This is a genomic window from Niabella pedocola, from assembly GCF_021044425.1.
Taxonomy (GTDB): domain Bacteria; phylum Bacteroidota; class Bacteroidia; order Chitinophagales; family Chitinophagaceae; genus Niabella; species Niabella pedocola.
Map to the genome: position 1 here is coordinate 2,017,900 of NZ_JAJNEC010000005.1, position 16,960 is coordinate 2,034,859.

13 protein-coding genes and 1 tRNA gene are annotated in these 16,960 nt (G+C 46.9%); 7 read left to right on the forward strand and 7 right to left on the reverse strand.

Going from position 1 to position 16,960, the window contains the following annotated elements:
- Nucleotides 1-132: 132 nt before the first annotated feature.
- A complete protein-coding gene (locus tag LQ567_RS15935; protein ID WP_231005778.1) occupies nt 133-1,695 on the reverse strand; it encodes a glycerol-3-phosphate dehydrogenase/oxidase in 1,563 nt (520 codons plus the stop codon).
- Nucleotides 1,696-1,874: 179 nt separating this feature from the next.
- Here LQ567_RS15935 and LQ567_RS15940 point away from each other — a divergent pair, with 179 nt between their 5' ends.
- On the forward strand, nt 1,875-2,645 hold the full coding sequence (locus tag LQ567_RS15940; protein WP_231005779.1) for a DeoR/GlpR family DNA-binding transcription regulator: 771 nt from the start codon (nt 1,875-1,877) through the stop codon (nt 2,643-2,645).
- Between the two features lie 150 nt (nt 2,646-2,795).
- On the opposite strand, the gene LQ567_RS15945 is transcribed toward LQ567_RS15940, so the two are convergent.
- On the reverse strand, nt 2,796-5,084 hold the full coding sequence (locus LQ567_RS15945) for a GH92 family glycosyl hydrolase (RefSeq protein ID WP_231005781.1): 2,289 nt from the start codon (nt 5,082-5,084) through the stop codon (nt 2,796-2,798).
- A 283-nt stretch (nt 5,085-5,367) separates the two neighbouring features.
- Here LQ567_RS15945 and LQ567_RS15950 point away from each other — a divergent pair, with 283 nt between their 5' ends.
- Nucleotides 5,368-6,543: a serine hydrolase gene (locus LQ567_RS15950; RefSeq protein WP_231005782.1), complete on the forward strand. Its 1,176-nt coding sequence runs from the start codon at nt 5,368-5,370 to the stop codon at nt 6,541-6,543.
- Between the two features lie 154 nt (nt 6,544-6,697).
- On the forward strand, nt 6,698-8,185 hold the full coding sequence (locus LQ567_RS15955) for a GH3 auxin-responsive promoter family protein (RefSeq protein ID WP_231005784.1): 1,488 nt from the start codon (nt 6,698-6,700) through the stop codon (nt 8,183-8,185).
- Here LQ567_RS15955 and LQ567_RS15960 read toward each other — a convergent pair.
- The 4 genes from LQ567_RS15960 to LQ567_RS15975 are packed head-to-tail and all read right to left on the reverse strand — an operon-like array spanning nt 8,175 to nt 11,284.
- A complete protein-coding gene (locus LQ567_RS15960) occupies nt 8,175-8,501 on the reverse strand; it encodes an MmcQ/YjbR family DNA-binding protein (protein WP_231005791.1) in 327 nt (108 codons plus the stop codon). The genes LQ567_RS15955 and LQ567_RS15960 overlap by 11 nt on opposite strands.
- Nucleotides 8,502-8,507: 6 nt before the next feature.
- Entirely contained in the window at nt 8,508-9,230 is a 723-nt protein-coding gene (locus LQ567_RS15965; RefSeq protein WP_231005793.1) for a 3'-5' exonuclease, read from the reverse strand.
- Between the two features lies 1 nt (nt 9,231).
- Complete coding sequence (locus tag LQ567_RS15970) at nt 9,232-10,311, reverse strand: mannose-1-phosphate guanylyltransferase (RefSeq protein WP_231005795.1); 1,080 nt, start codon at nt 10,309-10,311, stop codon at nt 9,232-9,234.
- Nucleotides 10,312-10,321: 10 nt separating this feature from the next.
- Nucleotides 10,322-11,284 carry a KpsF/GutQ family sugar-phosphate isomerase gene (locus LQ567_RS15975; protein ID WP_231005797.1) on the reverse strand — a complete coding sequence of 321 codons (963 nt, stop codon included), beginning with the start codon at nt 11,282-11,284 and terminating at the stop codon, nt 10,322-10,324.
- Between the two features lie 187 nt (nt 11,285-11,471).
- Between LQ567_RS15975 and recQ the strand changes: the two genes are divergently transcribed.
- From recQ to LQ567_RS15990, 4 genes are all read left to right on the forward strand, one after another.
- A complete protein-coding gene (gene recQ, locus LQ567_RS15980) occupies nt 11,472-13,739 on the forward strand; it encodes a DNA helicase RecQ (protein WP_231005799.1) in 2,268 nt (755 codons plus the stop codon).
- A gap of 128 nt (nt 13,740-13,867) precedes the next feature.
- Nucleotides 13,868-13,940: transfer RNA gene (locus tag LQ567_RS15985), tRNA-Phe, on the forward strand.
- Between the two features lie 37 nt (nt 13,941-13,977).
- Complete coding sequence (locus LQ567_RS26295; RefSeq protein WP_394800393.1) at nt 13,978-14,286, forward strand: GIY-YIG nuclease family protein; 309 nt, start codon at nt 13,978-13,980, stop codon at nt 14,284-14,286.
- A 263-nt stretch (nt 14,287-14,549) separates the two neighbouring features.
- Entirely contained in the window at nt 14,550-15,965 is a 1,416-nt protein-coding gene (locus LQ567_RS15990) for an AAA family ATPase (RefSeq protein ID WP_231005802.1), read from the forward strand.
- Between the two features lie 63 nt (nt 15,966-16,028).
- Here LQ567_RS15990 and LQ567_RS15995 read toward each other — a convergent pair whose 3' ends face one another.
- The gene (locus tag LQ567_RS15995; RefSeq protein ID WP_231005804.1) at nt 16,029-16,958 is read right to left on the reverse strand and encodes a DUF4886 domain-containing protein; all 930 of its coding nucleotides are present in this window, start codon (nt 16,956-16,958) and stop codon (nt 16,029-16,031) included.
- Nucleotides 16,959-16,960: the final 2 nt, after the last annotated feature.

Genomic DNA, 16,960 nt, shown 5'->3' on the forward strand with positions numbered 1-16,960 from the left:
AACACAACGGGGGCCCAAATATAGAGCGCCATTGGTATGCGTTGAACAGCCGCTATGGTTGTTAACGAAAACATAATCTAACATGGCTGTTAGCGTATGATGCAATCGACTCATATGGCATTCTTTTAATCGTTATTGCAAGATATATTGCTGTGCAAGTCCGTTAAATCGTTCCGTTTCTTCTTTTTCCCAGCGCTCATCTTTATCTAATGCCCGGGCCATGATGTTGGCTACCGCCCCACTGATCCGTATACTTTCGCGCGCATCCAGCAGCAGCGCCCGTGTTCTGCGCGCCAGCACATCTTCCACCGTACGGGCCATTTCATTGGAAACAGCCCACTCTACCTGAGCCTTATTGATCCGGAGCCGCTCACTGATCCAGTGCCCGTTGCTCTTTTCTTTAATGTAGGCCGCGTCACTGCCATAAAAATAAAAGGGATCATTCCAATCTACGCCGGTGAAAAAGCCATGGATCCGCAAGTGTGGCGTTTGCGATGTCCGCTTTGACCATCCCAGCTTTTTTTCAACATTGTCCAGCATGTCTTCGCCCATCTTCCGGTAGGTGGTCCATTTTCCGCCGATGATGGTAAACAAGCCATTGGGAGAGATCATGATCTTATGGCTACGGGAAATTTCTTTTGTTTTTTGTGCCCCTTCTTTGGGTGCCGCCAGTGGGCGTAACCCCGCAAACACACTGAGCACATCTTTGCGCGTCGGCTTTTTTACGAGGTAGGCGCCTGCCGTTTCAAGAATAAATTCTATTTCCTTTTCCAGCGGACGCGGCTCTACAGATGGTGCACCCACAAGCGTATCCGTTGTACCTACCACTACTTCATTATGCCAGGGCACTGCAAACAATACCCGTCCATCTGCAGTTTTTGGAATCATCAACGCATGAGACGATGAAAAGAATTCACGGCTTAATACAAGGTGAATACCCTGACTGGCCACTACGCTCTTTGACGCAACCGGGTTATCCATCCGGAGAATATCATCTACAAATACACCGGTAGCATTAATTACCGCCTTGGCCTTTATACTGTAGGTGGCCGAACGTTCCGTATCTTCCACAACAACACCGGAAGGCTGATGATTGCCGTCTTTCTGCAATCCGGTAACCTTCATATAATTCAACGCCACGCCGCCCTGTTCAATAATGGTTTGTGCCAGGTTCAGTGCCAGCCGCGAATCGTCGAACTGGCCATCATGATACAATACGCCGCCCACCAGTCCTTTTGCCTTTACATCCGGAATGGCTTCCAGTGTTTTCTTACGGGAGATAAATATGGAAGAACCCAGGGACAACCGGCCGGCAATCCAGTCATAGGCCTTTAGCCCAATCGTATATTTGATCCGGTCCCAGAACGAATAAACCGGTACCACAAAGGTTTGATTTTTTACCAGGTGGGGGGCGTTCTTTTGCAGCAATCCCCTTTCGATGCTGGCTTCCCGAACCAGGGCAATATCGCCTTGAGCCAGGTAGCGCACGCCACCATGCACCAGCTTGGTACTTCTGCTGGAAGTTCCTTTTGCAAAATCAAACTGTTCCAACAATAGCGTTTTATACCCACGGGTTACCGATTCCAGGGCTATGCCCAAACCGGAGGCGCCACCACCGATTACTACCACATCCCATTCGCCGGCTGTAGTTGCCTTTTTTAACAGCTGTTCCCTATCGATAATTCCACTCTTCATTGTATCCTCCGGTTGTCTTTATTTTCGAAACCTTAAAATTAAAAAGAAAACAAAAGATTTCGAAAGCAATAATAACATTTAATATTGAAAAAAGAAAAAAATAATAATAAATTAATAAGCAGGTGAAGCTTTCCTTTTATTTCTTTTACAAATAAAACAGAATCGCTATTTTTGGATATATGAGTAGCTTAGTTGAACGTCATCAACATATACTGGATTCCCTTAAAAAAAAGGGAATGGTACAGGTGTTGGATCTTTGCCAGGAGTTGGATGTTTCATCCGTAACAATCCGAAAGGATTTGCAGTTTCTTGAAGATAAAAACCAGCTTTTCCGTACCCACGGAGGGGCAACGCTGAGCAATCCATATATCGGTGACCGGCCAGTGGTGGAAAAAGTTCGAATGCAATCGACCGAAAAGGAAAAAATAGGCCAATATGCAGCCGGATTAATCGAGCCGAATGACTGTATCCTCATCGCCTCCGGAACCACCGTTTTCTACTTCGCTAAATACATTCAACCAAAAGGAAACGTAACGGTCATTACGGCCGCACTGAATGTAGCCATGGAAATTGCCCATCACCCGGGTATTGAAGTGATCCAGCTGGGCGGCATTATGCGCAAAACCTCCTCATCCGTTACCGGTATCTATGCCGAAAAAATACTGGAAGACTTTTCCTGCAGCAAGTTATTCCTTGGAGTGGATGGCATCGACATGGAATTTGGGTTAACCACCACCAATATGATGGAAGCGCAACTCAACCGCAAAATGATCGCTGCTTCACGAAAAACCATTGTCCTGGCAGATTCCAGCAAATTTGGAAAACGGGGATTTGGTAAGATCTGCGGACTGGAGGATATTGAACAGATCATTACCGACAGCAATATCTCTCCGCATATTGTAGATGAACTGCGGGCAGGGGGGATAGAAGTAACCGTACTGCCTGTTTAATAACTGCTGACAGCGGCCTTGGAGCAGCGCACTTTTCTTTAGTGGCCGCTCTTTCAGGCAACAGGGCAACACCGTGTCGCCGAGTACGCATGCTGGTCGCACGGGTCCCCGATCCTCCCTGAAGCGTCTACGCCCGATATCTTTTCCCGGCTATTTTGCCGGCCGGGGTGCCATTATGAACTGTAATACGCCTCCCCTTAAAATATCACTGTGCTTCAGCGACAGCCCGTTGAAGGTTTGCCCATTCAACAGCACTTTTGACACATATACATTTTTATCGCTTTGATTTTTTACATCAATGGTAAATGTTTTTCCGTTCTCAAGGGTAAGCACCGCTTTTTTTATGGCCGGACTTCCCAGCTGGTAGTCTTCCGCGCCCGGTGCAAAGGGATAAAAGCCAAGCGTACTGAAAATATACCATGCGCTCATCTGTCCGCAATCATCATTACCGCCTAATCCATCAACGGCCGGTTGATATTGTTTCTTCAGGATCATGCGCACCCGCTCCTGTGTTTTCCAGGGCTGACCGGTAAAATTATACAGGTAGGCCACGTGATGCGATGGCTCGTTCCCATGCACATAGTTACCGATAATACCGTCGCGGGTAATATCTTCCGTTTCCTCAAAAAACTTATCCGGCAGGTGCATGGAAAACAGGGAATCCAGGTGGGGTAGGAACCGTTTTTCACCGCCCATCGCCGCAATCATTCCCTTCGGATCCTGGGGTACAAACAAACTGAAGTTCCAGGCATTTCCCTCAATAAAGCCCTGCCCATGTGTAGAGAGCACATCAAATTCTTTACGGAAACTTCCATCACTAAGCCGCGGACGCATGTACCCAATGGATGCATCAAATACCTGCTTCCAGTTTTGCGAACGTTTGATAAACGTGTCATATACATCCATCCTTCCCAGTTTCTTTGCTGCCTGGGCCAGGCTCCAGTCGTCGAAAGCATATTCCATGGTGGTGGAAACCGAATTGGGCCGCACATCATCCGGTACATAGCCTTTTTGCAGGTAAGCATCCAGTCCGTCATAATACCGCACATTGGCCGTTTGAATGCAGGCATCCAATGCCTTGTTGGCGTCAAAATCTGCCGTTCCTTTTACAATGGCATCGGCAATTACCGGAACACTGTGGTAACCGCTCATACACCAGTTTTCATTGGCGTAATGGCTCCATACCGGCAGCATTTTATGTACGCTTTGCTGCTGGTGTGCCAGCATGCTGCGGATCATGTCGTTGTTCCGTTTGGGTTGCACCAGATTAAAGAAGGGATGCAGCGCCCGGTAGGTGTCCCAAAGCGAAAAGGTGGTATAGTTTGTAAATTCCTCTGCTTTGTGCACGTTCTGATCGAGGCCCTTATACTCCCGGTTCTGATCCATGTATACTGTTGGACTTAAGAAGGCATGGTACATGGCCGTATAAAAATTCACCTGGTCTTCCTTGTTCAGGGCTTCTATTTTGATGCGGCCCAGTTCTTCATTCCATTGATCCTGCCCTTTCTTTTTGATCCTTTCAAAATCCTGTCCGGAGGTTTCCGCCAAAAGATTTTCGAGGGCATTGCGGGTACTTACGGGCGAAAGTGCAAACCGGATCCCGATCTTTTCACCGGCCTCCGTTCCAAAGTCGAAATGTGCACGGATCTGTTCGCCGGCCATTTCGGGGAAGTTCTTTGTCTGATCGAACCGTTTGTAAAATCCTTTATACGGATAGGTTTTGAAATTGGCAAATCCATAAGAACGGAACGGTTTTGAAAAAACCATTGCAAAGTATACTGTACGGGTGCGTGCCCAGCCATTGGTTTGTTTAAACCCGGTAATGAGCGTGTCGTTCTCCACGCGTACAAAGGTCCATACATTTTTATCGGCATAGTTATAAATCCCGTGCATCAGGTCAAGAATGATATGGGCGTCTTCCGACTGCGGAAACGTATACTGATGTACCCCTACACGGGTTGTTGTGGTAAGTTCCGCGAGGATATCATGGTCCTCCAGCTTTACTTTATAATAATTGGGTTCCGCCGTTTCGGTAGCATGACGAAAGCGGCTGCGGTACCCTGTTTCGGGATTGGCTGCCGTTCCGGGGTTTAACTGAAGCGGCCCGGTGGTAGGCATGATCAGGAAATCGCCCAGGTCTGAATGACCGGTTCCGCTGAAATGTGTGTGGCTAAAGCCCACGATGGTGGGATCATCATACTGGTAACCGGCGCAATATTTATAAACATCTGCATTATACTTCCCGTTTACATCGTAGGGAAGCGTGTCCGTATCCGGACTTAGCTGTACAGCACCAAAAGGAACCGTAGCTCCCGGAAACGTATGTCCCATTTTGCGCGTTCCGATCAATGGATTTACATATTGAATCAATTGGTCCTGGCCCATTACGGTCTGTGTAAACAACAGCACCAGTATATAAAAGCAAAATCGTTTTTTCATTCCGGTAAATTTAGGACATGTTTGCTTTATTTGGAAACAAAAGGCTGCCGCTGCAATTATTTTAGCGGCACCGCCGGTCAGATTCCGTTTACCGGTGCAGGGCCAGGCATTCCACAAGTTTAAAATGCCGGTTGCCGGCCCAGGCTGAAGCCGGCGGTTCATGCACCGGCAGCCCCGCGGTTAAACAAAAACGCTCTTTTGTTAAGCCGGATCCTTCGCGCATTAAGCGCCCGTTCCTTTTGCTTGTTCACGCCCTCAATTTTACGGTTTAAAAATAAAAAAGATGAAACAACTTGCATGTAAACCGCTACTGATCCTGCTACTGGCAGGGGGCATCGCCTCCTGTAAAAAACCGGATTCGATCAAAATCCCCGGTCAGGAATTTGATCTGGACCTGTTTGAACAAAACATTAAAAATGCCCTGACCGGTAAAACCGTCGGGTTCAGCTACAGTATTTCCCAAAACGGCCAGCAAAAGAAAAAAGGCGCCGGCGGCGCGGCGGTGGCCTCCTGGGATACCCGCACCGGACAGGCCGTACCGCACGCTTATAATAAGCGCCAGGATCTCGCCAGCTGCAGCAAAACCTTTACCGCACTTACCCTGCTGCGGCTGCTGCAGGATAAAGGACTTTCCGAAAAGGCCCTGCTCATCGACTACCTGCCCTCGTTCTGGAAAAGCCCGGCCTGGAGCTTTAACGACATCAGTTTTGAAATGCTGTTGCGCCATGAAACGGGTATGTTACCCAGCGGGCTGGACTATTTTTCTTTAAAGAAAAAGGTGGAGGACGGGGGTATTTATCTTCATGGAAGTTACGACTACCAAAATGTTAATTATGCCTTTTTAAGGATCGCCATTGCCTACCTCAGTCATCCGCTTGAACTGAATTTACTGGAGTTTCAATATGTCAGCTTCCCCACCGAAGCCACCGAAAAAGCCCTGGAAACCGCCATTAACAATTATTATATCGATGAAGTGAACAAAAAAGTATTTGCGCCCTGCGGCATTCCTTATACCTATCCCAAGCCCGATGGCGAAACAAATCCCACCATGAATTATAATTTTACGACTCAGGACCCGGGATGGAACAAAGGCGATATGACCCGCTATGCCGGCAGCGCAGGCTGGAGACTTTCTGCAGAAGAGCAGAATAATATACTGGCCCACCTAAGGTATACGGAAGACATTCTGAACAAGCACTGGAAAAAGAAAATGAACGACCGCGCATTGGGCTGGAGTGGTACCCCCGATGTTAAGAGCGGAAAGGCGTATTACCACGGCGGTTATTTTGAAGATAAATATCCCCCCAATAGTGCGGCAGATCCAAAAGGCCGGGGCTGCTATACCATTCATGTACTGTTTCCGAATAATATTGAAGCGGCCGTTCAGGTTAACTCTTTAAAAGGAACGCTTAATATGGAAAATGTGGTGATACCGGCTTACAATAATGCCTGGAAATAGAACACCGCCGGGAAAGCGATCGCTATCCTGTTCGGAAAAACAAAAAGGGACCGGGAACCTCTTTTTAGATTCCCGGTTCTTTTTTCTTAGTTTCTGACTATATTGCAAGCTGCAAATGCCCCTGTTAAGTCCGGCTATATCATCTCTTGCCCGTATGCGTCAATGGCGTATTGATGGTTGGCGCAGCCACCCGCTGGATGCGCAACGGGAGGTGTTGCAAAACCTGGTTACCTCTGCTCAGTACACGGAATTCGGAAGGAAATATCATTTCAGCAACCTGTATAATATCCGCGATTTTAAAAAAGCCGTTCCCATCCATGAATACAACGACCTCAAGCCTTATATAGAGCGTTGTATGAACGGGGAACAAAACCTGCTCTGGAATTCACCCATTGTGTGGTTTGCAAAAAGCAGCGGTACCAGCGGCGATAAAAGTAAGTTCATTCCCATCAGCGAAGAAAGCCTGGAAGACTGCCACTACAAAGCGGCAAAGGATGTGCTGACGATGTACTATCAGTTTAAACCCGATAGTACCATGCTTACCGGAAAAGGCCTGGTATTGGGCGGAAGCCATAACATCAATGCGTTAAATGAGGAAGCCCAGTTTGGCGACCTGAGTGCGGTGTTGCTGCAAAACAGTCCCTTTTGGGGGCATTGGCTCCGGACACCCGAACTCAGTATTGCATTGATGGAGGACTGGGAAACCAAACTTGAAAAAATAGCAGCGCAGGCTATTACTGAAAACGTTACGTCCGTAAGCGGTGTGCCTACCTGGACGCTGGTGCTTTTTAAACGGATCCTGGAAATCACGGGTAAACCGACCATCGCCGATGTATGGCCGGGGCTTGAATTGTATATGCACGGAGGCGTTTCCTTTACGCCTTACCGCGAGCAGTTTAAAAAGCTCGTAGGAAAAGAGATCCACTATCTCGAAACCTATAATGCCAGCGAGGGGTTCTTTGCCGCACAGGAGGTTCCGGGAGAAGAAGGCATGCTGCTGTTCACCGATCACGGTATTTTTATGGAGTTTATGCCTGTGGGCGAATACGGCAGCGCGCAGCCCCAAACGATTGGCCTGAAGGATGTAGACCTGCATACCAACTATGCCCCGGTGATCAGCACCAATGGCGGACTTTGGCGGTACCTGCTGGGCGATACCATTCGTTTTATATCAAAAGATCCCTTTAAGATCATTGTTTCCGGCAGGGTCCGGCATTTTATCAATGCCTTTGGTGAAGAGGTGATCATAGATAATACAGACAGGGCCATCCATATGGCCTGTGCCGAAACAGGTGCTATCGTAAATGATTATACCGCCGCGCCGGTTTATTTTTCCGATGCCGGCAATGGCGGTCATGAGTGGCTGATCGAATTTGAGAAAACACCGGAAAATATAGCAGCGTTTATAACAAGCCTCGATGCGGCACTCCAATCGATCAACAGCGATTATGAGGCCAAGCGTCATAAAGATATCGCCTTAAAAATGCCCATCGTACATGCGTTGCCCAAAGGTTTTTTTATCGAATGGTTGCATCACCAGGGAAAATTGGGAGGACAGCATAAAGTACCCCGTTTAAGCAATGACCGCCATACGCTTGAAGCGGCCCTTGCTTTCCATAAAGCACAGGGGACTACTTCCTGATCTTTGCTACCAGGTTATACGAATCGGTGATCCATTCTTTTAACAGGCGGTTGGAAACCGATCCATCCACAACAATGGTATTCCAGTGTTTTTTATTCATATGATAGCCCGGCAGTACAGAGGTATACTGTTCTCTTAACTCCTCGGCTTTTTCGGGATCGCATTTTACGTTAAACTGCAGGGGATCATGATCCAGCCCGGTCAGCAGGAATATTTTCCCGTTTACCTTAAACACAAGCGTTTCCGGCCCAAAGGGAAACCCCTCTTCTACAAATGGTTGCTGCAAACAATATTCCCGTAGCTCTTCGATATTCATACCGTGCTATTTGTATTCAATATGCTGTTCGTTGATCAGCGGCTCGCCGTTCATTCTCAAAAAAATCTGTGCCACCGTAACCACATCTTTCTGGCAATAGGTTACAATGCGCTCAATTTGCTGCTCCTTATAAAAAACATCCGCTACCATGCTTCCGTCGATATCATCTTTTGGAGTAGGTACCCCCAGAGCATGGGCCAACAGGTTCAGCGTGGTATAACTTTTAAAGTCGCCAAATTTCCAAAGCTCCATCGTATCCAGGTGATTTACCTCCCAGGGCTTCTTCCCGGCAGTGTTCAAAAGCAAGGGAATGGAAACACCATTGATCAGCATCCTGCGGCACAGGTAAGGAAAGTCAAATTCCTTCCCGTTGTGGGCGCAAAGATATTTTTGCTCATTTGCGGAGAATTTCTGCAGCATTTCCGAAAAAGACTGCAACAGCTGCTTTTCATCATTTCCGTAAAAGGACTTCATGATCATTTTCCGCTGGCCGGTGCTCCCCTGCACAACACCGCAGCTAATGCAAACAATCTTACCAAACTCGGCATAAATACCTGCCCGCTCATATATGCTTTCAGGCGTTTCTTCCTCCCGGTTCCGTAAAAGGGTGCCGGCCTTCCGTTCCCACAAATGCTTCCAGGCTTCCGGTACCTCACTAAAAGAAGCATACTGCGGCACAGTTTCTATGTCCAGGAAAAGAATGGACTGAACGGGGTATTGCGAGAGCATGTTATAGATATTTTTCGTCCTTGTTTCGCTTTACATCTGCAACATAATTTTTGATCTCCTGTTCCTGGTCCTTTTTGCAGATCAGCAGTACATCTTCCGTATCCGCCACAATAAAATCTTCGAGCCCCTGCAGCACCACCAGCTTTCCGCCAGGCACATGGATCATACAGTTATGCGTATCGTATACCATTACATTCTGGCCCACAACCGCATTATCAAAATAGTCCTTGCTCATGTTCTCAAAGGCGCTCTTCCAGGTACCCAGGTCACTCCAGGTAAAAGAGGCCGGTATTACATAAACATTTGATGCCTTTTCCATAATTCCAAAATCGATGGAAATATTGGAGCATTGCGCATAAATCTCCTGGATCACCTTGGCTTCTTCCGGCGTATTGAATTGCTCCTGATAGGCCGCAAACACTTCATGGATCTCCGGCAGGTGTTTTTCAAACGCGGCAATAACGTTTTTCACTTTCCAGGTAAAGATACCCGAATTCCATAAAAAATCCCCGCTCTTTACAAACACTTTCGCCAGCTCCAGGTTGGGCTTTTCTGTAAAGGTCTTAACCTTATAAATACCCGGAGCCGCTTCAATGGTTTCATGCTGTATATACCCGTATCCCGTATTCGGATTCCGGGGTTTAATACCCAGGGTTACCAGTGCATTCACGGATTCTACGAATTTCAATGCATTTTCCACCGTGTCATTAAACGCTTCATCTTCCAGTATTAAATTATCCGAAGGGGCGGCGATCATGATCGCTTCCGGATCCTTTTTCTGAATTTTAAAGGCGATATAGGCGATACAGGGCGCGGTGTTTTTCCGGAAAGGCTCCGTTACGATATTCGCTGCCGGAAGATCCGGTAACTGGTGCGTTACAATATCTTTATATTCTTCAGAGGTTACTACAAAAATATTTTCGGCCGGTACAATTTTATTATACCGGGCAAACGTAGACTGGATCAGCGTTTTGCCGGTATTTAATATATCCAGAAACTGTTTGGGATAGTTTGTCCGGCTTTTGGGCCAGAACCTGCTTCCGATTCCCCCCGCCATTATTGCAACATAACGGTTACTCATAGTTCTTTTTTTATATCAATCCTTCCTTTAGCAGGTCGTGTATGTGAATAATACCTAAAAAACGTTTTCCTTCCACAACCGCCAGCTGTGTGATAGAATTTCTCCGCATGATGTCGAGGGCAGATACGGCCAGCTCTCCCGGCTCGATGGTTTTAGGATGCCGCGTCATAATATTTTGAGCCACGGTGCCTTCAATATCCGTATTCTTTTCCAACATTCTCCGGAGATCTCCGTCTGTTATAATGCCTACCAGCTCTTTTTGTTCATTTACAACCGCTGTAACTCCCAATCTTTTCCGGGTGATTTCAACAATCACCTCTTTCAGCGACTGGTTCTCATAAACCATGGGCCGTTCATTTCCCGGAAATACATCCGCAACACTCAGATATAGTTTTTTCCCGAGTGTTCCTCCTGGATGAAATTTGGCAAAATCATCATCCTTAAAACCCTTCAGGTCCATCAAACAGGTGGCCAATGCATCCCCCATCACCATCTGCGCCGTAGTACTGGATGTGGGTGCCAGGTTATTCGGACAGGCTTCCTGATTAACCGTTGTATTTAAAACCAGGTCTGCCTGCTGGGCAAGATAAGAATTTGTATTTCCCACGATGGCGATCAGCTTATTTCCAAAATTTTTCACCAGTGGCACCAGTGCTTTTATTTCCGGGCTGTACCCGCTTTTGCTGAGAATGATTACCACATCCGACTCCTGCACCATTCCAAGGTCTCCATGCAGGGCATCTGCCGCATGCATAAAAATGGACGGCGTTCCGGTGGAATTAAACGTAGCCACGACCTTCTGCGCAACCAGGGCGCTTTTTCCTATTCCGCTGAAAACCACACGTCCCGTGCAGTTATGAATCAGCAAAACCGCTTGCTTAAAATCATCATTCAATAAAAGCTGTACTTCATTAAGCGCGTCGGCCTCTAATTGGAATGTCTTTCTGGCGCGTTGTAAAATATTGTCACTCATTTATATATCGCCTCGTTAAGAAAACACAAATGTATTATTTATATGGGCACAAAAAACTTTAACCATTAATATTTTAAAAGCAGGCCAACCTTAGCTAAATTCGCTACCCGAAAATTTTTTTTTTCTGAATATCCGGCGTATCTTTTAAGGATATTGATCGACTATTAAAATCTTTTATATTACAGAAATGGCAGTGAAAAGCGAAAAGAAGGCCACCAAGAAAAAGGAACCTGCGGTCAGCCGCGCAACAAAAACAGCTACGAAGACAGATTTACACGGAGAATTGCTAAAGAATTTTGGTTTTCAAAATTTCAAAGGAAAACAGGAAGACATCATTCATTCGCTTTTATCAGGACAGGATACATTTGTTATTATGCCTACCGGAGGGGGAAAAAGCCTCTGCTATCAGCTCCCCGCAGTGATCATGGAGGGTGTTGCAATCATTGTTTCACCACTGATTGCACTGATGAAGAACCAGGTAGACCTGGTGCGGGGCTATAACAGCAACGATGAAATTGCGCACTTTTTAAACTCAACTTTAAATAAAAAGGAAATAAAGGAGGTTCACGATGATCTGCTATCCGGAAAAACAAAACTGTTATATGTTGCTCCGGAAACGCTCACCAAACAGGAGAACCTGGTTTTCTTCAGCGATCTGAATATTTCTTTTTTTGCGGTGGATGAAGCGCATTGTATTTCGGAATGGGGACACGATTTCCGGCCGGAATACCGGCGTTTGCGGGAGATGATGAACCAGATCAATCCAGATGCCGCTGTAATTGCCTTAACAGCTACCGCCACCCCAAAGGTGCAAAGCGATATTATCAAGAACCTGGGGCTTAAAGACGCCAATATCTTTATCTCTTCTTTTAACCGGGATAATCTATACTACGAAATTGTACCCAAGGTTAATAAGAAGCAAACCAACGAAAGTATTGTCCGCTTTATCAAAAGCATGAAGAATAAAAGCGGCATCATCTATACACTCAACCGTAAAACCACGGAGGAGCTGGCCGATATCCTGATGGCCAATGGCATCAAGGCTGTAGCCTATCATGCAGGGCTCGACAGCAAGCTGCGGGCTGAGCGGCAGGACCAGTTCCTGAATGAAGATGTGCAGGTAATTGTAGCTACCATTGCCTTTGGGATGGGGATCGACAAACCGGATATCCGGTTCGTGATCCACTATAATATTTCCAAGTCGATTGAAAACTATTACCAGGAAACCGGCCGCGCCGGCCGTGACGGACTGGAGGGGAAATGCCTGCTGTATTATTCGCATAAGGATGTAAGTAAACTGGAACACCTGATGCGCGATAAACCCCTCAGCGAACGGGAGGTAGGCGCCCAGCTGATTAATGAAACCGTAGCCTACGCCGAAAGCGGGGTTTGCCGCCGGAAAGTAATCCTGAGCTATTTTGGTGAACAATATGAGGTAGAAAATTGCGGACAATGCGATAACTGCAAACATCCAAAAGAACGGATGGAAGCAAAAGAACAGGCCGTGCTGGTGCTGAAGACGCTTAAGGAGCTGGATGAGCGCTTTGCAACCGACTATGCCATCAACATCCTGATCGGGAAACTGACACCGCAGGTAAAAATGTTCCGGCATGAGGGGCTTACTTCCTTTGGGGTGGGAAAAGCACAGGACACCTTGTTCTGGAACTCCCTGATCCGACAGATGCTCCTGGAAGACCTGTTAAAAAAAGACATCGAAGAATACGGCGTATTAAAGATAACGCCCGCAGGAACCGCCTTTTTAAAGAAGCCGAAATCCTTCTCCATTGTGCTGAACAATAAATTTGAAGAAGCCTGGGATGATGATGAGGCCCCGGGTACGGAAGACGGTGAAGGTGCGGCCACCGATCAGCAATTGTTTGAGATGCTGAAGGAACTGCGCCAGAAGGAAGCCAAGAAGAAAAGCCTGCCGCCCTTTGTCATTTTCCTCGAAAACTCGCTGATGGATATGGCCACCCTGTATCCCACCACTGTAGCGGAACTGGAAAAATGCCAGGGCGTAAGCAAGGGCAAGGCCATCCGGTACGGCAAGCCCTTTGTAGAACTGGTAGCACGCTATGTAGAAGACAATAACATCCAGAAACCGGATGATTTTGTAATGAAAAGCGTGGTGAATAAAAGCGGCAATAAAGTATATATCATTCAGCAAACCGATAAAAAGATCCCCCTGGAAACCATTGCTAAAAACAAAGGCTGGCAGATGAATGAACTATTGGAGGAGATGGAAACCATTGCAGCCAGCGGTACCAAGCTGAACCTGGGTTATGCCATTGACGAAATGCTGGATGAGGATGAGCAGGATGAAATCATCGAATACTTTAAAAGCTGCGAAACGTCTTCTCTCCAGCTGGCACAGGAAGAACTGGCCGAATTTGATTTTAATTGGGAACAGCTTAAGATTATGCGGATCAAATTTTTAGCAGAATATGGGATGTAATATTTCCTGAAAGCGATGATACGGGGCAGGCATTGCTTACCCCGCAGCGTTTTTTTTATTTTTTGCCGATATTTTTGACAGTGTGCTGCTGATACGCTATATTTGCAGCCCGCTAAGGCGGAAAGGATGGTGCGGTAGCTCAGTCGGTAGAGCAAAGGACTGAAAATCCTTGTGTCGCCGGTTCGATCCCGGCCCACACCACGAAAAATCCCGGAGTAATTCCGGGATTTTTGTTTTTATGCACTTTGTATATATTCTATATAGCCCAACCTATGATAAGTTTTACATCGGAGAAACTTCCGATGTTGAGGGAAGAACCCTGCAGCACAATTCAAAACATTATCATCATGCAAGTACCGCTTTTACCAGTGATTGGAAGCCACTTCAAACCTGGAAACTTCCCAACAGGACGGCCGCGCTGATCGTTGAAGCTTATCTCAAATCCATGAAATCCAAGAAATATCTGCGGTTGCTTTGCTCCGATAGTAATACGCGGGAGGCATTTAATACCAGGGTTTTTGAAAAATTTCAAATCGAATTTTTATAGTCGCCGGTTCCCCCGATGTATCGGGGCCGGCCCACACCACGAAGAATCCCGGAGTAATTCCGGGATTTTTGTTTTTATGCATTTTGTGTATATTCTTTTATAATCGCCCGCTCCTTTACAACCATAAATAAGCAGTATCCGTTTATTTTAGGATATATCAATTTGGCTTTAACTCATAAAAAATATCATGTTAGAGCCATTTTTACTTTGACTTTTGGCTTTAATACTATTTTTTGTGCATTTATAGCCAAAAAGAACCGTTAATGCTTATTGGTCGTAAAAAGGAGCAGGAGCAACTAACGCAGCTCTACAGGTCTGCACAATCAGAATTTATTGCGCTGTATGGCCGCCGCCGCGTAGGAAAGACCTTTTTAATAAGGGAGGTTTTTAACAGCAGCTTCGACTTTTACGTTACCGGCATGGCAAATGTGAACACCAAACAACAGCTCCTGAATTTTCATCTGGCCCTGAAAAAATATGATCCAGCAGCAAAGGAGCACGTACCTGCCGATAACTGGCTAATGGCTTTTCAGCGGCTGATCGCCCTCCTGGAAGCAAAAAAAAGTGCCCGTAAAGTTTTGTTCCTCGACGAATTGCCCTGGCTCGATACCGCCCAGTCAGGGTTTATGCCTGCACTGGAACATTTCTGGAATTCCTGGGCAAGTAGCAGAACAGACATCGTGCTGGTGGTTTGCGGATCGGCCGCTTCCTGGATGATCAACAAGCTCATTCATAATAAAGGCGGCCTGCACAACCGGGTTACCCGGCGCATCAAGCTGGACCCCTTCTCGCTTGCGGAATGTGAAGCCTTTTTACAAAACCGGAACGCGGTATTTGACCGGTATCAGATCGTACAGTTATACATGGCAATGGGGGGCATTCCGTTTTACCTGAACCAGGTAGATCCCGGCCTAAGTGCAGCACAGAACATTGACCGCATTTGTTTCAGCGAAAACGGACTCCTGGTTACAGAATTTGACGACCTTTACCGGTCTTTATTTAACAAGGCAGAAAAACATATCCTGGTCATAGAAGCCCTGAGTAAAAAAGCAAAAGGACTTACCCGCGATGAAATCATCACCCTTACAAAGTTGTCCAACGCCGGCAGTACTACCCGTATATTAAAAGAGTTGGAGGAAAGTGGTTTTATACGCAGATATCACTCCTTCGGAAAAAAGGAACGGAACAGTTTATATCAGTTATCCGATTTTTATTCCCTTTTTTACCTGCGTTTTATTGTAAACCGGCGGGATGAAAATAACTGGATCAATGGCCTGGATGATCCGAAACACCGGGCGTGGAGCGGCTATGCCTTTGAGCAGGTATGCCTGGCGCATATAAAAGAGATCAAACAGGCCCTCGGCATCAGCGGGGTACAAACATCGGTTTCTTCCTGGACCGGCGAAGGAGCTCAAATAGATCTTGTAATCGACCGGAAGGATCAGGTGATCAATCTTTGTGAAATGAAATTTTTCATTAACGACTTTTCGATCACCAAAAAATACGCGGAGGAGCTAAGAAATAAACTAACCGCATTTCGCGCTGCAACGTCCACCCGGAAAACGCTCTTTTTAACCCTGATCACTACTTATGGGTTAACCCGGAACGCCTATGCCGGATCCCTGGTCCAGAACGACCTGAACATGGAGGTTCTTTTTCATGATTTACCAAACCAATAAGGCGGAACGGATGGTGCAGCATTTATTTCCGGCGGAAACCAGGGGTACTGCTTTCGCCATGGTTCACCGCCGTACCTGTGCATGATCTGTTCCGGACGCAACACGGTCGGCAATTATTCTTAATTCTTTTGCAAATCCGTCTCCTACAGTATCCGGCTTAAAAACGGTCCGTAACGGAGATGCGCCAAACAGCACTTTATACCATACCAATCCGGCAAGATAGCAGCCCGCCGCACTGGCATGATGCGTATCCAGATCCAGTTGCTTCTTTTTATTATAAAAATATCCTACATGCAGAGAATGTGCCTGGTCCGGAAGATCGGGGAAAACGGCCTGCCCTGGCTTAAAGGAAGCATCCTTTTCAAATGCAGTGTTCCTTTTTTGTTGCGCTGCAAAAAAGGCATCGCCAACGGGAATAAGAACCAGCTGCAACGCGGCCGCGGTTGTATGGTATGCTGCGCGCGATTGTTTCCACATCGCTTCAGCAGACTGGGCATGGCCGCCGCCGGAGATCTGTGAAAAGGACGGTGCATCAGTGCGATAGGGCCATGTTTGATGCAGCAAAATCGTTGCGGTGGGTTGCAGCCGGTGAATGTATTCCACCAGCTTGCGCGCATAGGGTTTGTACGTGTTGGAGTCGCCGGATAAAATAGAGGCCTGCTGCAATGTAACCACATCCCAGGTTCCTGAACCCAGCAATTCTTTTAATGATTTTCCGTTATACGCTTTCCCTTTTGGATCGCCGGCCTCTGCGGCTTCAACCAGTTCCCAGTGCCGTTGCAATGAGCAGCCTCCCAGTTCGGCGCGGCCAATGGAAAGGGCAAAACCGCCCTCCTTCGCAAGCTGCGGGAGATATCTTGTGGCATTCTGCGAAAAACTATTGCCAATCAGAAATAACCGTACCGTCTTTTTATCCGTTTCCTGAGTATGCCCCGTGCTAAAGCCCGCAAGAAGCAAAAGCAGCATAATGATCCGGTATGTCTTATTTTTCATTT